Below are 17,123 nucleotides of genomic sequence, written 5' to 3'. Positions count from 1 at the left end.
GATTTTCACGTGTAAGTGTTTTTTAAATCAAGTATGCATATCTTTTGTGGAGGTACTGCATTCTTAAACTGTAAGAATAAATAAACATTTTAAAAGTTGATAAGTTTTTTTAAAAAACTATTGAAGCTTTTCATCAGGACGTGATATATTATTACTTGTCGTTAAGAGCGACGCACTTACCAATGTTCTTCAACAGGTTGCATAATGATTTATTCTCATTGCTTGCGCCCGTAGCTCAACTGGATAGAGTACTTGACTACGAATCAAGCGGTTAGAGGTTCGACTCCTCTCGGGCGCGCTTATCTTTTCTATTACATAGACTTCGGGAAGTAGCTCAGCTTGGTAGAGCACTTGGTTTGGGACCAAGGGGTCGCAGGTTCAAATCCTGTCTTCCCGACCATTTAATTTTTGGTCGACATTATTATATTGTGCGGGTGTAGTTTAGTGGTAAAACCTCAGCCTTCCAAGCTGATGATGTGGTTGATTCTCATCACCCGCTCTTTTGGGCCTGTAGCTCAAGCTGGTTAGAGCGCACGCCTGATAAGCGTGAGGTCGGTGGTTCCAGTCCACTCAGGCCCACCAAAAAAAGTTGTTGACAAACATTTCGATGTTTGGTAACATATAAAAGTCGCCAAGTGAGCGACAAACAAGTTCTTTGAAAACTGAACAAAAGCCAAGCGTACGAAGAGATACATGATATCTCATTAGTAACAAAAAAGTCGCAGGTAACACTGCGCAATTGGAAAGTTGATGGAGACATCAATGCCAACAGTAACAATCAACTCACCACTTTTTGGAGAGTTTGATCCTGGCTCAGGACGAACGCTGGCGGCGTGCCTAATACATGCAAGTCGAGCGGACGTTTTTGAAGCTTGCTTCAAAAACGTTAGCGGCGGACGGGTGAGTAACACGTGGGCAACCTGCCTTATCGACTGGGATAACTCCGGGAAACCGGGGCTAATACCGGATAACATCTAGCACTTCCTGGTGCAAGATTAAAAGAGGGCCTTCGGGCTCTCACGGTGAGATGGGCCCGCGGCGCATTAGCTAGTTGGAGAGGTAATGGCTCCCCAAGGCGACGATGCGTAGCCGACCTGAGAGGGTGATCGGCCACACTGGGACTGAGACACGGCCCAGACTCCTACGGGAGGCAGCAGTAGGGAATCTTCCGCAATGGACGAAAGTCTGACGGAGCAACGCCGCGTGAGTGATGAAGGGTTTCGGCTCGTAAAGCTCTGTTATGAGGGAAGAACACGTACCGTTCGAATAGGGCGGTACCTTGACGGTACCTCATCAGAAAGCCACGGCTAACTACGTGCCAGCAGCCGCGGTAATACGTAGGTGGCAAGCGTTGTCCGGAATTATTGGGCGTAAAGCGCGCGCAGGCGGCCTTTTAAGTCTGATGTGAAATCTTGCGGCTCAACCGCAAGCGGTCATTGGAAACTGGGAGGCTTGAGTACAGAAGAGGAGAGTGGAATTCCACGTGTAGCGGTGAAATGCGTAGATATGTGGAGGAACACCAGTGGCGAAGGCGACTCTCTGGTCTGTAACTGACGCTGAGGCGCGAAAGCGTGGGGAGCAAACAGGATTAGATACCCTGGTAGTCCACGCCGTAAACGATGAGTGCTAGGTGTTAGGGGTTTCGATGCCCGTAGTGCCGAAGTTAACACATTAAGCACTCCGCCTGGGGAGTACGGCCGCAAGGCTGAAACTCAAAGGAATTGACGGGGGCCCGCACAAGCAGTGGAGCATGTGGTTTAATTCGAAGCAACGCGAAGAACCTTACCAGGTCTTGACATCCTTTGACCACTCTGGAGACAGAGCTTCCCCTTCGGGGGCAAAGTGACAGGTGGTGCATGGTTGTCGTCAGCTCGTGTCGTGAGATGTTGGGTTAAGTCCCGCAACGAGCGCAACCCTTGACCTTAGTTGCCAGCATTTAGTTGGGCACTCTAAGGTGACTGCCGGTGACAAACCGGAGGAAGGTGGGGATGACGTCAAATCATCATGCCCCTTATGACCTGGGCTACACACGTGCTACAATGGATGGTACAAAGGGTTGCGAAGCCGCGAGGTGAAGCCAATCCCATAAAGCCATTCTCAGTTCGGATTGTAGGCTGCAACTCGCCTGCATGAAGCTGGAATTGCTAGTAATCGCGGATCAGCATGCCGCGGTGAATACGTTCCCGGGCCTTGTACACACCGCCCGTCACACCACGAGAGTTTGTAACACCCGAAGTCGGTGAGGTAACCTTTTGGAGCCAGCCGCCGAAGGTGGGACAGATGATTGGGGTGAAGTCGTAACAAGGTAGCCGTATCGGAAGGTGCGGCTGGATCACCTCCTTTCTAGGGAGTAATACTTCTAGTCGATCACACAGGTTTACCTGATGTGAATACGCTTTGGCTTTTGTTCGGTTTTGAATGAACTTATTCATTCTAATATTTACCCCATTTGGGGGCCTGTAGCTCAGCTGGTTAGAGCGCACGCCTGATAAGCGTGAGGTCGGTGGTTCGAGTCCACTCAGGCCCACCATTTAAATAGTAACGGGGCCTTAGCTCAGCTGGGAGAGCGCCTGCCTTGCACGCAGGAGGTCAGCGGTTCGATCCCGCTAGGCTCCACCATAATCTCTTTAGAACAAATATAAGTGTTATTTGATGACCTTTTTTTGTGTCTGAAGGTTGGTTCTTTGAAAACTAAATCGTGCAATGCAAAACACACACACAACGCAATCATCTCTATAGATGTGAGCGAGTCTTTATATACACCAGTGTATTTGACAAAGAGCATCAAGCAGTTCGAGGACACAAGTTTTCGAATGAGGGAACGTACACCCGTACGTGACCGATTGAGAATAACGCAGTGGACGAAGAAATGCGCCGATGATCTGCAGTCAAATTTGGTTAAGTTAGAAAGGGCGCACGGTGAATGCCTTGGCACTAGGAGCCGAAGAAGGACGCGACGAACGGCGAAACGCCTCGGGGAGCTGTAAGTGAGCTTTGATCCGAGGATATCCGAATGGGGGAACCCACCATTTTTAATCGAATGGTACCCGTATCTGAATACATAGGATACGAGGAGGCAGACCCGGGGAACTGAAACATCTAAGTACCCGGAGGAAGAGAAAGAAAAATCGATTTCCTGAGTAGCGGCGAGCGAAACGGAAAGAGCCCAAACCTGAAGGCTTGCCTTCAGGGGTTGTAGGACATTCCATTGGAGTCATAAAGAAACGGAGTAGGTGAAGCATCTGGAAAGATGCGTCAAAGAGGGTAACAACCCCGTAGCCGAAACTTCGTTTCCTCCGGAGTGTATCCTGAGTACGGCGGGACACGTGAAACCCCGTCGGAATCCGGGAGGACCATCTCCCAAGGCTAAATACTACCTAGTGACCGATAGTGAACCAGTACCGTGAGGGAAAGGTGAAAAGCACCCCGGAAGGGGAGTGAAAGAGATCCTGAAACCGTGTGCCTACAACTAGTCAGAGCCCATTAACGGGTGATGGCGTGCCTTTTGTAGAATGAACCGGCGAGTTACGATGTCGTGCAAGGTTAAGCTGATGAGGCGGAGCCGTAGCGAAAGCGAGTCTGAATAGGGCGATTTGAGTACGCCGTCGTAGACCCGAAACCGAGTGATCTACCCATGTCCAGGGTGAAGTTCAGGTAACACTGAATGGAGGCCCGAACCCACGCATGTTGAAAAATGCGGGGATGAGGTGTGGGTAGGGGTGAAATGCCAATCGAACTCGGAAATAGCTGGTTCTCCCCGAAATAGCTTTAGGGCTAGCCTCGAGGGAAGAGTCTTGGAGGTAGAGCACTGATTGGACGAGGGGTCCCCACAGGATTACCGAATTCAGTCAAACTCCGAATGCCAAGTACTTATCCTCGGGAGTCAGACTGCGAGTGCTAAGATCCGTAGTCAAGAGGGAAACAGCCCAGACCATCAGCTAAGGTCCCAAAGTATACGTTAAGTGGCAAAGGATGTGGAGTTGCCCAGACAACCAGGATGTTGGCTTAGAAGCAGCCACCATTTAAAGAGTGCGTAATAGCTCACTGGTCGAGTGACTCTGCGCCGAAAATGTAACGGGGCTAAACGTATCACCGAAGCTATGGATGAACACCTTAGGTGTTCGTGGTAGGGGAGCGTTCCAAGGACAGCGAAGCTAGATCGTGAGGACTAGTGGAGTGCTTGGAAGTGAGAATGCCGGTATGAGTAGCGAAAAGAGGGGTGAGAATCCCCTCCGTCGAAAGCCCAAGGTTTCCTGAGGAAGGCTCGTCCGCTCAGGGTCAGTCGGGACCTAAGCCGAGGCTGAAAAGCGTAGGCGATGGACAACAGGTTGATATTCCTGTACCACCTCTCCACCGTTTGAGTAATGGGGGGACGCAGAAAGGTAGGGTGAGCGCGCTGATGGATATGCGCGTCTAAGCTGTTAGGCTGGAAAGTAGGCAAATCCGCTTTCCGTTCGGCTGAGCAGTGATAGCGAGGGAAATTTAGTACCGAAGTCCCTGATCCTCCGCTGCCTAGAAAAGCCTCTAGCGAGGTGGAAGGTGCCCGTACCGCAAACCGACACAGGTAGGCGAGAAGAGAATTCTAAGACGCGCGGGAGAACTCTCGTTAAGGAACTCGGCAAAATGACCCCGTAACTTCGGGAGAAGGGGTGCTCTATTAGGGTGCAAGCCCGAGAGAGCCGCAGTGAAAAGATCCAAGCGACTGTTTAGCAAAAACACAGGTCTCTGCGAAGCCGCAAGGCGAAGTATAGGGGCTGACACCTGCCCGGTGCTGGAAGGTTAAGAGGAGGGGTTATCCTTCGGGAGAAGCTCTGAATTGAAGCCCCAGTAAACGGCGGCCGTAACTATAACGGTCCTAAGGTAGCGAAATTCCTTGTCGGGTAAGTTCCGACCCGCACGAATGGTGTAACGATTTGGATACTGTCTCAACGAGAGACCCGGTGAAATTATAGTACCTGTGAAGATGCAGGTTACCCGCGACAGGACGGAAAGACCCCATGGAGCTTTACTGTAGCCTGATAGTGGATGTTGGTATCGTTTGTACAGGATAGGTAGGAGCCTTTGAAACCGGAGCGCCAGCTTCGGTGGAGGCATTGGTGGGATACTACCCTGACGGTGCTGACATTCTAACCTCGACCCGTGATCCGGGTCAGGGACATTGTCAGGTGGGCAGTTTGACTGGGGCGGTCGCCTCCTAAACAGTAACGGAGGCGCCCAAAGGTTCCCTCAGAATGGTTGGAAATCATTCGAAGAGTGCAAAGGCATAAGGGAGCTTGACTGCGAGACCTACAAGTCGAGCAGGGACGAAAGTCGGGCTTAGTGATCCGGCGGTGCCGAATGGAAGGGCCGTCGCTCAACGGATAAAAGCTACCCTGGGGATAACAGGCTTATCTCCCCCAAGAGTCCATATCGACGGGGAGGTTTGGCACCTCGATGTCGGCTCGTCGCATCCTGGGGCTGAAGTAGGTCCCAAGGGTTGGGCTGTTCGCCCATTAAAGCGGCACGCGAGCTGGGTTCAGAACGTCGTGAGACAGTTCGGTCCCTATCCGTCGCGGGCGCAGGAAATTTGAGAGGAGCTGTCCTTAGTACGAGAGGACCGGGATGGACACACCGCTGGTGTACCAGTTGTTCCGCCAGGAGCATCGCTGGGTAGCTACGTGTGGACGGGATAAGTGCTGAAAGCATCTAAGCATGAAGCCCCCCTCAAGATGAGATTTCCCATGGCGTAAGCCAGTAAGACCCCTTAGAGATGATGAGGTTGATAGGTCTGGAGTGGAAGCGTGGCAACACGTGGAGCGGACAGATACTAATCGGTCGAGGACTTATCCAACATGGTGAAAGACAGTGTGAGTAGCATAGAAACAGGAAGAAGAAGTCACTTCGGTGAGTTCCTCCTCCTGTGGGCACGATTTGGTTTTGAGAGAATCTTTTTCTCAAGATGGACAACAAGCATCAAGTGATTCGAGGACACAAGGATTGGAACGAAGGAGCGTATCTTCATACGTGACGGAGTGACAAGACGAAGTGGACGAAGAAGCGCGCCGATGATTGGCCGTCCAGCATAGTCCGGTAGCAATAGCGAAGAGGTCACACCCGTTCCCATGCCGAACACGGCCGTTAAGCTCTTCTGCGTCAATGGTAGTTGGGGGCTTCCCCCTGCGAGAGTAGAACGTTGCCGGGCACTTTAAAAACCCCTTCATCTGATGGTTAACCCATTGGATGAAGGGGTTTTTTGTGTATCCGGATAGTGCAGGGTTCGGTACCAAGAAGTTCGAAGTCATGAGCAAGAAGAAAAAGACGTGAACCAAGACGGATTGTGCTTCTATTTAGAAGGGGAGGGGGATAGTAAGAAAAAAGGGCGGAGAATCAAGAGGAGAAGGATGGAAGGAAGAGAAAGAAATCGATTCGGATTACCGATTAAAAGCAGTAAAGAGAAGGAACAAAGACAATACCAAGAAACAGGCGAACGTAACCAAGCTAGAGCAACCGATCCACCAAGAAACGAGCTTCATTAACAAGAGGAACCGGAGATAAAGCAAGAGCGATCAACCTTTTACCCAGCGCCATGCCTCTACACTAAGAAAAACAGCTAGCGCACCAAGAACCTCCCTTCACTAGCCAGAGAAAAGACGACGTTAGCAAGAACCATCTTCATACCACCAAGAGACTTCCCTCCGCACCAAGAACCCCCTCCCCACACCAAGCCCGAGCCCTCCTCACCAAGAAAGAAAGACCAACAGCAAGAACTCTACCCATCCACCTTAAACCATCTCAAAAGGAATAAACCTATCGAGGTTTAAACCGATTAAATCAACCCTGCAAACCTTTTAACTCGAAAACCAAGGGCAATACAAAGAACCACAAAGCCTTATCCAAGCTAGAGCACCAATATACTAAGAACCAAGCTACAACATCAAGAGAAACTGGCCCCGCAGTAAGAGCAATCCACCGTTTACCCAGTACTAAGCCCATACACCAAGATAAAAAGCATCATACCCAAGAGCCTCACCTCATTAGCAAGAGAAAGGACAAGGTTAGCAAGAACCATCTTTATATTACCAACCTGCGACGATCGAGACCAAGCCCGGGCTCACCAGACCAAGAACTCCTTCCCAGCACCTAGCCCCTCCGGTAATATATGGAGTAAGTATCGACTTCAATTAAAGTTTTACGACAAATTTTGCAAAACCTATTGCGCTCATCAATAAGACGTGATATTCTAATCATTGTGTTAGAGAATATCACATATAAGTCCGGTAGCAATAGCGAAGAGGTCACACCCGTTCCCATGCCGAACACGGCCGTTAAGCTCTTCTGCGTCAATGGTAGTTGGGGGCTTCCCCCTGCGAGAGTAGAACGTTGCCGGGCATTAAGATCGCGCATTTCAATAGGAAATGCGCGATCTTTTTATTGTTTATTAAATAAGTTGATTTCCTTCTGAATCAATATAGATATTTTGAATGAGTGTTCGTTCGAAGAGTTCTCCTTTTTTGGTTTTTCCTTCTATATCTATTGTTATGCTATAGGCACCTTCTTCTTTATTTAGGAGGGACATTGATTGAAAGTTGGATATTGATCCCTGATTCATAATGAGTTCGTCATTGATGTGCACGGTTACGCTAAGATCCTCTGAGTTAATGCTGCCCTCGTCCACTTGAACGTTTGTGGTAAATGGATCTAGATAGAGCTCTCCTGAGATACCTCCTTCAAGTCCAGATATTAATAGATAGGTAAGTGGTTCTTCTCCTGTAGTATGTTCCATTTGTACCTGCCAATTTCCTGGGATAGGATTCTCGATATCAAAAGAAGAGATCCAGGCATCTGCGAAGACAGAGTGTTCTTTTTCTTGCTTGGGACACTGCTTGATGCTTGGTTCCATCTGGAGCAATGAATTCTGCATTATGCACTTCTTCATTTGTTAAAAGGTGGACTGAGGCTAAGTCTACATCTGATTCAACAAGAAATTCCTCTGTTAGTATGTCTTCAACTTCTCCTCCGCGAACGATCGTACCGCTAGAATAGGGATATCCATTTCTTTGCCTTTCATAGCTTGATTCCGCATGTAATAATGGTTCAATAAATGAATAGGCATACTCGCCGGTTTTTACTTCTGAGTGATTCCACGGTCCAGATTCTCTTTCATGAGCATAGGACAACTTTGAGTGATTAACTGTTACACTGCCATCATTTTCTCCGTAAGAATTAAGATAGATCCCGCCCCAGTACAATGCTGAACCAAAGGAACCGGGTTCGTAGCCCGAGAATGTATAAAATGGAACATCTAACTCCTGAGCTAAGGGGTCGGTTTCTTGCCGAAATTGAGCCATTGCACCGGTTTGTAAGGATTCAGTGGCTTCGCTGCGAGCACCGATAATACCAGTTAACCAGGAGGCCCAATTACTATGTGCCAAGTCGGCAAGTTCGCTTCCATGATGAGGGCTAGAGAGTGTAAATACCTTTGAGACATATTGCTCTGCATTAAAATGAACTAAAGCGGATTGTGTATCGAGTCCACCTTTGCTATGAGCAACCACCATTAATGGTTCACCAAAGTAATCATAGATCTGCTCTAGCTTGTCTGCTAAAATGGCACCATTCACCCACATATCTTTATCTGGATGTAGGTTAATAAATGAAGTGCGATAACCTGCTTCGCGAAATAAATCATACATATCATTCTCTTTCCACCAAGTAGTAGAGGAACTATTATAGCCATGAACAAATAACACTGGAGAATGACTGTTTGGTGTGCTAGATTCCTCGCCAATGTACCATTCACCAACCGGTCCAAATGGATCGCCTTTTCCAAACGAACCAGCGTTTACTGAATATGGCGTACTAAGAACAAAAAGAGCGATTAAACAAAGGATTAATACTTTTAGACGCATGAGATCCTCTCCCTTTAGTAGGTTTACTATAAGACTAAGGGCATCAAGAGCGTCATACAAGGTGAATCAAGAAATCAAAACATTGGGAAAATACCTGTTTATAATGATAGAATAAATAGATAGAAGGAATAGACTTACAATCTTACATACTATAAGGAGATTAATGAGATGATTACATTCGACAAACCTAAAGCAAGTCAATTTTTTGAATTAGTTAAAACAAGTGATTTTGATGTTAGTCCTACGGAAGATCAAATTGTTTTCTCAGCGAATATTAGTGGGGAGTTTGAATTATGGGGGATGGATACAGACTCGCGTTTCCCTTATAAGCTAACATCAATTGGTGAAAGATGTCATAGCTTAATGTACAGCAAGGATGGTTCATTTATTATTGCTTCATTTGATCATGAAGGTGATGAGAATGCTCAAATTTACGCATTGCCACGTAATGGCGGTACGCTTAAACCACTTGTTCAAAAAGAAGGGCAGCGTCATATGGTAGAAGGTCTTTCGGGCGATGGGACGTTACTTTTTTACAATACAACAGATGAGAACCCGACTTATTTAAATACAAATACATATGATTTGCAAACTGGTGAGATACGTACTATACATACGGGTGAAACAACACCAACCTTTTTAGCTGCAAAAAATGAAGGGGAAACGAAGCTGATTCTGGGTAAGAGTTTTGCCAATACTCATAGTGTACCTTATCTACTTGAAGATGGTGAGCTTATACCATTTGTTGAAAATCCTGATTTAGCTTATACGTTTGAAAGTGTTGTTTTTGTCTCGGATACTGACATCTATTTCACAACAAACTATGAAGCGGATTTATCTTATTTGGCTCATTTTAATACCAAAACAAAAACAATGAAAAAAGTGGTCGAGCTTGCTGGCATTGAATTAAAGGATTTAAAGGTGAATCAGGCAAAAGACTTGTTGTATATAACTGCATCAGCCGGAGTAGAAGAAAAGATGTATCAGTTTGATATAAAAAATCAAAAAATATCTGATCTCAAGCTTCCTGTTACGAATATCGCAAAAGCTGTTCTTTCAAAACAAGATACGCTCTATCTTGCTGGTGGCACAGCTACACAACCAATAAATCTATATACATTAAACAACGAGCAACAATGGAAGGCATTAACGAAGATTCATGTTTCGGGATTAGATCAGCAAGAATTGTCCGAGCCACAAGTTTTAACATACAAGTCCTTTGATGATTTAGAAATTGAGACTTTATATTTTAAGGCAAGACCTCAAGTAGATAATAAACACCTGATTCTTTGGCCGCACGGTGGTCCTCAAAGTTCTGAGGGGAAATTTTTTAGGGCAATGTTTCAGCATTTAATTTATGAAGGCTATAATATCGTAGCACCGAATTTTAGGGGTTCTAGTGATTACGGTTCTGCTTTTATGAAAATGGTAGAAGGGGACTGGGGGCATGGGCCTCGTTTAGATAATATTGCTTGTGTCGATTATATGATTGATCAAGGATATGTAGATAAGGATAAGGTTCTATTGATGGGCGGCAGCTATGGCGGATATATGGCTTTATTGCTTCATGGACGCCATCCTGACTATTTTAAAGCGGTTGTAGATATCTTTGGTGTCTCCAATTTGTTCAGCTTTTATGATAGTGTTCCTGAATTTTGGAAACCGATGATGAAAACGTGGATAGGTGATCCGATTGAAGATAAAGAGCGGTTTACTCGTGACTCTCCTATTACGTATTTAGAGACGATGACAAAACCGATGCTTGTTATCCAGGGGGCAAACGATCCGCGTGTTGTAAAAGCCGAATCTGACCAAATTGTTGAATCTCTTCGTGCCCAAGGTACAGAAGTTGAATATCTTGTTTTTGAGGATGAAGGTCACGGCTTTTCGAAAAAAGAGAACGAGATTAAGGTAAGTGAGAGAGTATTGGCATTTTTTAATCAAGTTATTTAATCAAAAGTGGTCGCTCATAATGAGTGACCACTTTTTAGCGACAAAAAAACAGAACGCCATTGCGTCCTGTTCTTCTACCATCTTAATGTTCTTCTTCAGCGTCAAATGAACGCTTGCCTAGTTCAGAATCAAGCATGATAAAAGCACTGCTATCTACATCAATCCGTTTCACTTTGGCAATCATGTCACGGAACATGCTTTCTTCTTCAACTTGTTCTTCTACAAACCAATTCATAAGTGCCATTGTAGCATGCTCTTTATGCTCTGTTGCCAAGTCAGCAATCTTGTAAATAGCTTTTGTGACATCCTTCTCTTGAGCTAATGAGTGTTCAATCGCTTCAAGTGGTGATTGGAATAAATTCTTAGGTTGTTCCATCGTGTCGATGATGACTCGTTCACCAACATCCACTAAAAAGTTATAAATTTTCATAGCATGGAAACGCTCTTCTTCAGCTTGTACTAAGAAAAAGTTTCTGAAGCCTTTGAACCCCTGGTTGGCAAAGTACGCAGCAATGGCTGTATACGAGTGAGCTGCATAAAATTCAAAATTGACTTGGTTGTTTAAGGCTTTGGTTAAATCATCTGGTAGCATTGGAAAAGCTCCTCTCAAGTTAAAACAAAGATCGTATCTTTAGTTTATCTTAGCAGAAAGAACAGGTCAATATAAGATCGACCTGTTACATAATAATAAGTATTAATAATTAGGGGATTCTATTAATAAATCAATTAAATATTCTCATTAATTGATCAAAATTCTCAGTTGTGGTAATATTGCCGACGAAGTTTTTTGCGCTTTAGATTTTGATATATAATATAACACGAGACAAATGATAAAATCAGGAACCCAACAATACTACCAAATAAAAATTTGTGAGCAAGGATCGAATCACTTAATCTTTGCCAATCCCATCTCATATAGCTTCCTGCTAAGACAAAAGTATGGACCCAAATAATCGCACCACTGTAAGCATAAAGTGTGAATTTTTTAAAGGGGAGGTCTGATATTCCTGCAATGTATCCTGTTAGATGACGAACACCCGGAATAAAATATCCAATCATTAAAATGAACGCGCCGTATTTTTGAAAAAGCTGTTGGGACCGTTCAATTTTTTTCTCTGAAAGAAAAAGCTTTGAACCATGCGCTAGTAGAAAAGGAAGACCGAGCCTCTTTCCTAAATAATAGCTAATAGAAATTCCAATCACTGAGCCGAGTGTCGATATGAGTAATGAGAGAAATATATTAAGTTCGCCTGAATGAGTAAAGTATCCAACTGTTAATAATAGCAGTTCGTCAGGGATCGGAAGTCCAACAATTCCTCCAACTAATGCGATAAAGATGCCACAGTATCCGTACTGTGCAATTAATTCTTTTACAAATTCCATTTTTCTACCCATCCTGTCGCTAGATGTATAGTTACAGTATATCTAGTTTTTGGGTAATAGGCACTATCTTTTTTCAACATCTACAGTTTGTACATAATCAATATCCTTGATGAGGTAGTAAATATCTGTAATATACATTGTTTTAGGTATGGAGAGCGTAATGTCCATTTGTTGGTCACCGCTTGACAAGTCCTTTATTTGAACATCTCGAACGGTTAGCTGCTTATTTCTCTTTTCTTTCATTGTTTTCCCTCGAACCTGTAGGGCATCGATAATGCTGCTCATTTGTCCTTCAGGAGCAATGACAATCCGAGTATGAACATCTTTAGAGCTTAAAGAGGAAGGGCCAACTGCAGCAAAAATAGCAGGGATGACATTGATTGCAATTAAGATTAAGATGACGGAGAAAGTGGCTTCTATATAAAACCCTGCACCAATCGCAATTCCAAGTCCAGAGGCTGCCCAAATCATAGCGGCAGTTGTTAGACCTGAGATAACATCATTACTTCTGCGCAAAATAACTCCAGCACCGAGAAAACCTACACCACTTACAACTTGTGCTGCAAGTCGCATGGGATCCATATTAGGTGTATGTTCAGAAGCGTATTTTGCTACTGCTTCAATAGAGACGATGGTCATTAAACAACTGGCAATGCAGATGACCATACTTGTTTTTAATCCAAGTGGTTTATGTTTGATTTGTCGGTCAACCCCTATTAAAAATCCCGATATTAGGGAGGCAACGAGTTTTATTAAAAGAATGTCCATGTTTAATCACCTCAAATAATGTATTGTACATGTTATGGTATGCTCATCGATATCCAAAATATACCACGAATTGGGAAGATGAATGAGTGCGGGTAGTCAAATGATATAGATATATCTAGTATACAGAAAAAAGAGTGGTGAGGTAAAATGCACTGGAAAATAGCGGCGGCTGTGTCAGTAGGCGGTGCGATAGGTACATGTCTAAGATATGCGATAAATACCATGATAACGACTGAAAGCTGGTTTAATGCCACATTGATTGTGAATTGTAGCGGAAGTTTCTTGCTTGGAATGATTTCAGGTTGGTTTCTTGCTAGTTCAAAAAGAGAGTGGATCCGGCTAGGTTTAGGCACAGGTTTATGTGGTGGGTACACAACGATGTCGACGTTTGCAGGGGAGAGTGTTAGATTTGCCACAGAAACAGGTGGCCATCTAGCTCCTTATCTGTTTTTAAGTTTAGCTGGAGGATTGATTGCAGCTGCCGTTGGATTTTTGACAGGAAAGACTTTGGGAGAAAGAAGGTGTCCTCAGTGACTTTTTTCTATGTTGGGCTAGCTGGAGGATTAGGTGCATTTTGTCGCTTTTCACTCAGCATATGGTTAAGCCGATTGCAAACCAATCGTGATGTTCCTATTCCGATATTAATGATAAATATTGCTGGATCCTTATTACTAGGCGCTGTTCAAGCACATCTTGGATTATTCACGGAGAATGTGGGGTTATTAATAAGCACAGGATTTCTTGGTGCTTTTACTACTTTTTCAACGTTTAGTATGGAATCGATCCAACTCATTCAGGAGAAAAAATGGGCAGCTTTTTGCTGGTATATAGGTTTAACCGTTATAGGCTGTATTGCGGCATATTGTCTTGGTTTTTTTATTCTATAAAAAAGACAGCTAATGAATTAGCTGTCTTGGTTTATATAGTCTATAAGGGAATGCAAGATCGGTACATCTGTCACAAGTAAAACTGGCAGTAAAATTAGTGTTAACACTAACGCAGCAGGAGTTAGGAGCATAGTGCGACAAGCATGTTTAAATTCAGACATCATAATTCTCTCCTTTTTTTATATGAATCTGTCACAAAAAATTCATATATTCAATGCTATGAAGTGAATCATACTCCTATCTTTATAAGAATGCAATCATTTTGTTCAAAAATTGTTCAAAATTATAGTTTGCATTTATTGATAAGTCATGGTAAGATATATCTTGTGTCACAGAAACAGTATGCAAATAAGCAAGTTTGGACATACTTAGATATAACGATGACGTCGAAGAAACACAACATCCATAAACTTTATAACGACGCGGGGTGGAGCAGTCTGGTAGCTCGTCGGGCTCATAACCCGAAGGTCGGAGGTTCAAATCCTCCCCCCGCAATACCAAATACCTAAAAAAACCGAGGCGATTGCTTCGGTTTTTTTGTGTGGATGAAGAATAAAGTGTGCTAATAGCATCTTTATCTAAAATCAGCTAAACTGAGTATCAGAAGCAGATAAAAGGGGAGGACCCTTACGTGAAAGATGAATTTGATTTTATAGAAATGGTCAAGCCGTCACACCATAATCAAGCGTCGCTAATCCTTGGAATTGGTGATGATGCGGCAGTGTATGAGTCCACCCCGAAATTGCGTGAAGTGATTTGTGTGGATACCATGATTGAAGGTGTACATTTTACAAAAGATACGCTGTCTGCTTTTCAAATTGGCAGAAAAGCACTTGCGATTAATGTTAGTGATTTAGCAGCTATGGGTGCGATTCCTCGTTTTTATTTAGTATCCATTGCAATCCCTCCCGAGTGGAATGATCAGGAGCTGGCTGATTTATATGTAGGAATGGAGAAGCTAGCTCGTACATTTAATATGGATCTGATTGGTGGGGACACTGTATCTGCAAAAGACTCGTTAGTCATTAGTGTCACGGCGGTAGGCCAGGTGGAAGATCATGTTGAATTGTATCGGTCAAGCCGAAGCTGGCGATGCCGTTTTTGTCACTGGTTACGTAGGTACGTCGGCTGCAGGGCTAGAGCTATTGTTAAAGGAAGGTCTGAATGGTTCCTTTAATGAAGGAGAACGTCAACTTGTGCAGATCCATCAAGAACCAAATCCCCAAATTAAAGCAGGACGTTTGTGTGCGGAGATGTCTACACGGATATCTTTAAATGATATCAGTGATGGGGTAGCAAGTGAGGCGCATGAAATTGCAGCGGCAAGTGATGTGACGTTGACATTGTTTGCAGACTCGATTCCATATCATCCAGCGATGCAATCCGTATACAGTAATGAACAGAAGCGACTTGAATTTGCGTGTAATGGTGGCGAGGATTTTCAGTTGATTGGAACAATAGCGAAACAAAACTTGCAAACCCTCATTAAAAAAGGCAAAGAAGCTGGTGTGCAGATTTGTCATATAGGTGAGGTGCAACCTAAAGCAGAGCATTTGGTCTATATTCAACGAGATAACAAAACCGAACCCTTAAAGAAAGATGGGTTTAATCATTTTAGATGAAGGTGAAGCGATGAATAGATATAAGAAGAGAGTGGACTCTCCTGACGAAACGATGGAGTTTGCCAAACGTTTGGGCACCTTACTACAAGCAGGAGATGTCATCACACTTGAAGGAGATTTGGGAGCAGGAAAAACCCATTTTACAAAAGGTCTGGCAAAAGGACTTGGAGTAAAAAGGATTGTGAACAGCCCTACCTTTACCATTATAAAAGAATACGAAGGCCGTCTTCCGCTATATCACATGGATGTGTATCGTCTAGATGAAGATGGTGAAGAGGATATTGGTCTCTACGAATACTTTTATGGAGAAGGAATCACAGTTATTGAGTGGGCTTCAAAGATTTCAGAACAGTTGCCTGCAAAACGTTTAGACATTACCATACGTCATGCAGGCTCAGAAAAACGACATTTGCTGTTTGAGCCACAAAGTGAACACTTTGAACAGCTTTGTAAGGAGTTAGTAGAATGAGAATAACGTTAGCGATGGATACATCTTCCTATGTATTAGGAGTCGCCGTTTTAATAGATGGACAAGTAGCAGCTGATGTAACGACTCATATTAAGAAAAATCATTCCCTTAGATTGATGCCTGCTATATCGACTGTATTAGAGGAGTTAAATATTGAACCAAAGCAGCTATCAACTATTGTTGCGGCAATTGGACCAGGCTCCTATACAGGTGTAAGAATTGGTGTAACAACAGCTAAGACATTAGCATGGACACTTGGCATTCCACTTGTTGGAGTCTCTAGTCTTGAATTAATGGCACAGCAAGGACGATATTTTGAAGGTCTAATCTCACCGATTATAGATGCAAGGCGGCATAGAGTGTATACGTCACTGTACAAAAATGAGAATGGCGAAATCGTTCAACATGGTGAGGAAAAATTAATTGAACTAAACGATTGGTTGGATGAACTTGTTCAAAAGGACCAACCCGTTCTATTTACTGGAGCGGATGTGTCTCTACATATGGAGGTCATTCAAGAAAAACTTGGAGAACTTGCTCATTTTGCTCCTCCCGTCATGCAATTACCGCGGCCAGCTGAATTAGCTTCTTTAGGTGAAAAAAAGGAACCGGTTGGCGACGTGCACTCCTTAGTTCCCAACTACTTGCAGCTATCTGAAGCAGAAGCGAAATGGCAGGAAGCGCAAGGAACAAGAGGCAAGGCAGATGAGTAATGATTCGATTCGATTGATGACCATACAAGATGTGGAGCAAGTGATGGAGGTTGAAACGGACGCTTTTGCATCACCTTGGACAAAAGAAATTTTTGAAAATGAACTAAAGGTGAATCATTATGCCAACTATATCGTCTATGAGTTAGAAGACAAGATCATTGGTTACTGTGGTTTTTGGCTGATCGCAGGAGATGCACAAATCACAAACATTGCCATTCATTCGTCGCACAGAGGCGAAAAGCGTGGCGAAGAACTACTCGAGGCAGCCATTACGCTTATTAAAGGCATGGATGGAAAACGTGTCTCATTAGAAGTGCGGGAATCAAATGTAGTAGCACAAGGTTTATACCGGAAGTTTGGTATGGAAAAAGGCGGAATACGAAAAAACTACTATCAAGACAATGCGGAGGACGCGTGGGTTATGTGGGTGGATTTTTAAT

General features: G+C 44.1%; 15 protein-coding genes, 7 tRNA genes and 4 rRNA genes. 20 read left to right on the top strand and 6 right to left on the bottom strand.

The annotated features are described in order from the left end of the window. Positions 1-224: 224 nt before the first annotated feature. The 11 genes from NDM98_RS17375 (at position 225) to rrf (NDM98_RS17330) (ending at position 7,368) form a co-directional block, all read left to right on the top strand. Positions 225-298 (top strand) — tRNA-Arg (locus NDM98_RS17375). 25 nt (positions 299-323) lie between these two features. Continuing rightward, positions 324-400: transfer RNA gene (locus NDM98_RS17370), tRNA-Pro, on the top strand. Between the two features lie 30 nt (positions 401-430). After that, a tRNA-Gly gene (locus tag NDM98_RS17365) sits at positions 431-499 on the top strand. 5 nt (positions 500-504) lie between these two features. Continuing rightward, positions 505-582 (top strand) — tRNA-Ile (locus NDM98_RS17360). Positions 583-790: 208 nt separating this feature from the next. Continuing rightward, positions 791-2,343: ribosomal RNA gene (locus NDM98_RS17355) — 16S ribosomal RNA — on the top strand. A gap of 110 nt (positions 2,344-2,453) precedes the next feature. Continuing rightward, a tRNA-Ile gene (locus NDM98_RS17350) sits at positions 2,454-2,530 on the top strand. Positions 2,531-2,543: 13 nt separating this feature from the next. Then, a tRNA-Ala gene (locus NDM98_RS17345) sits at positions 2,544-2,619 on the top strand. A gap of 277 nt (positions 2,620-2,896) precedes the next feature. Then, positions 2,897-5,830: ribosomal RNA gene (locus tag NDM98_RS17340) — 23S ribosomal RNA — on the top strand. A gap of 235 nt (positions 5,831-6,065) precedes the next feature. After that, positions 6,066-6,181 (top strand): 5S ribosomal RNA (gene rrf, locus NDM98_RS17335). Positions 6,182-6,380: 199 nt separating this feature from the next. Further along, positions 6,381-6,515, top strand: coding sequence for a hypothetical protein (locus tag NDM98_RS23605; RefSeq protein WP_285804033.1), 135 nt, complete (start codon positions 6,381-6,383; stop codon positions 6,513-6,515). Positions 6,516-7,252: 737 nt separating this feature from the next. Then, positions 7,253-7,368: ribosomal RNA gene (gene rrf, locus NDM98_RS17330) — 5S ribosomal RNA — on the top strand. The 16S, 23S and 5S rRNA genes sit together here with 6 tRNA genes alongside, the layout of an rRNA operon. A gap of 49 nt (positions 7,369-7,417) precedes the next feature. Here the strand turns inward: rrf (NDM98_RS17330) and NDM98_RS17325 are convergent. Together NDM98_RS17325 and NDM98_RS17320 are read right to left on the bottom strand one after the other, a co-directional pair. Continuing rightward, a complete protein-coding gene (locus tag NDM98_RS17325; RefSeq protein ID WP_251610371.1) occupies positions 7,418-7,762 on the bottom strand; it encodes a hypothetical protein in 345 nt (114 codons plus the stop codon). 37 nt (positions 7,763-7,799) lie between these two features. Continuing rightward, the gene (locus NDM98_RS17320; protein WP_251610369.1) at positions 7,800-8,888 is read right to left on the bottom strand and encodes an esterase/lipase family protein; all 1,089 of its coding nucleotides are present in this window, start codon (positions 8,886-8,888) and stop codon (positions 7,800-7,802) included. 168 nt (positions 8,889-9,056) lie between these two features. Between NDM98_RS17320 and NDM98_RS17315 the strand changes: the two genes are divergently transcribed. Further along, a complete protein-coding gene (locus NDM98_RS17315) occupies positions 9,057-10,841 on the top strand; it encodes a S9 family peptidase (protein ID WP_251610367.1) in 1,785 nt (594 codons plus the stop codon). 82 nt (positions 10,842-10,923) lie between these two features. Here NDM98_RS17315 and NDM98_RS17310 read toward each other — a convergent pair whose 3' ends face one another. The 3 genes from NDM98_RS17310 to NDM98_RS17300 form a co-directional block, all read right to left on the bottom strand. Beyond that, positions 10,924-11,433, bottom strand: coding sequence for a ferritin (locus tag NDM98_RS17310; protein ID WP_251610365.1), 510 nt, complete (start codon positions 11,431-11,433; stop codon positions 10,924-10,926). A gap of 164 nt (positions 11,434-11,597) precedes the next feature. Continuing rightward, positions 11,598-12,224 carry a DedA family protein gene (locus tag NDM98_RS17305; RefSeq protein WP_251610363.1) on the bottom strand — a complete coding sequence of 209 codons (627 nt, stop codon included), beginning with the start codon at positions 12,222-12,224 and terminating at the stop codon, positions 11,598-11,600. 63 nt (positions 12,225-12,287) lie between these two features. Further along, a complete protein-coding gene (locus tag NDM98_RS17300) occupies positions 12,288-12,992 on the bottom strand; it encodes an MgtC/SapB family protein (protein WP_251610362.1) in 705 nt (234 codons plus the stop codon). A 147-nt stretch (positions 12,993-13,139) separates the two neighbouring features. Here NDM98_RS17300 and NDM98_RS17295 point away from each other — a divergent pair, with 147 nt between their 5' ends. Together NDM98_RS17295 and crcB are read left to right on the top strand one after the other, a co-directional pair. Beyond that, on the top strand, positions 13,140-13,526 hold the full coding sequence (locus tag NDM98_RS17295) for a fluoride efflux transporter FluC (protein ID WP_251610361.1): 387 nt from the start codon (positions 13,140-13,142) through the stop codon (positions 13,524-13,526). Then, positions 13,523-13,879, top strand: coding sequence for a fluoride efflux transporter CrcB (gene crcB / locus NDM98_RS17290; protein ID WP_251610360.1), 357 nt, complete (start codon positions 13,523-13,525; stop codon positions 13,877-13,879). The genes NDM98_RS17295 and crcB overlap by 4 nt, the downstream gene beginning before the upstream one ends. A gap of 17 nt (positions 13,880-13,896) precedes the next feature. On the opposite strand, the gene NDM98_RS17285 is transcribed toward crcB, so the two are convergent. After that, positions 13,897-14,043: a hypothetical protein gene (locus NDM98_RS17285; protein ID WP_251610359.1), complete on the bottom strand. Its 147-nt coding sequence runs from the start codon at positions 14,041-14,043 to the stop codon at positions 13,897-13,899. 257 nt (positions 14,044-14,300) lie between these two features. On the opposite strand from NDM98_RS17285, the gene NDM98_RS17280 reads away from it, so the two are divergent. The 6 genes from NDM98_RS17280 to rimI all read left to right on the top strand — a co-directional run bounded on the left by NDM98_RS17280 (position 14,301) and on the right by rimI (position 17,122). Continuing rightward, positions 14,301-14,374, top strand: a tRNA-Met gene (locus tag NDM98_RS17280). A 136-nt stretch (positions 14,375-14,510) separates the two neighbouring features. Next, positions 14,511-15,056 (top strand): AIR synthase related protein, encoded by a 546-nt coding sequence (locus NDM98_RS17275; protein ID WP_251610357.1) that lies wholly within the window; start codon positions 14,511-14,513, stop codon positions 15,054-15,056. Further along, a complete protein-coding gene (locus NDM98_RS17270) occupies positions 14,938-15,501 on the top strand; it encodes a thiamine-phosphate kinase (RefSeq protein WP_251610355.1) in 564 nt (187 codons plus the stop codon). The genes NDM98_RS17275 and NDM98_RS17270 overlap by 119 nt, the downstream gene beginning before the upstream one ends. A gap of 10 nt (positions 15,502-15,511) precedes the next feature. Then, positions 15,512-15,970, top strand: a complete 459-nt coding sequence (tsaE, locus tag NDM98_RS17265; RefSeq protein WP_251610353.1) for a tRNA (adenosine(37)-N6)-threonylcarbamoyltransferase complex ATPase subunit type 1 TsaE — start codon at positions 15,512-15,514, stop codon at positions 15,968-15,970. Beyond that, the gene (gene tsaB, locus NDM98_RS17260; RefSeq protein WP_251610345.1) at positions 15,967-16,683 is read left to right on the top strand and encodes a tRNA (adenosine(37)-N6)-threonylcarbamoyltransferase complex dimerization subunit type 1 TsaB; all 717 of its coding nucleotides are present in this window, start codon (positions 15,967-15,969) and stop codon (positions 16,681-16,683) included. Before tsaE ends, tsaB begins: the two co-directional genes overlap by 4 nt. Then, positions 16,676-17,122 carry a ribosomal protein S18-alanine N-acetyltransferase gene (rimI, locus tag NDM98_RS17255; protein WP_251610337.1) on the top strand — a complete coding sequence of 149 codons (447 nt, stop codon included), beginning with the start codon at positions 16,676-16,678 and terminating at the stop codon, positions 17,120-17,122. The genes tsaB and rimI overlap by 8 nt, the downstream gene beginning before the upstream one ends. The last annotated feature ends 1 nt before the right edge of the window (position 17,123 follow it).

Source organism: Alkalicoccobacillus plakortidis, assembly GCF_023703085.1.
GTDB lineage: Bacteria > Bacillota > Bacilli > Bacillales > Bacillaceae_D > Alkalicoccobacillus > Alkalicoccobacillus plakortidis.
This window is presented reverse-complemented; position numbering and strand designations above follow the sequence as displayed.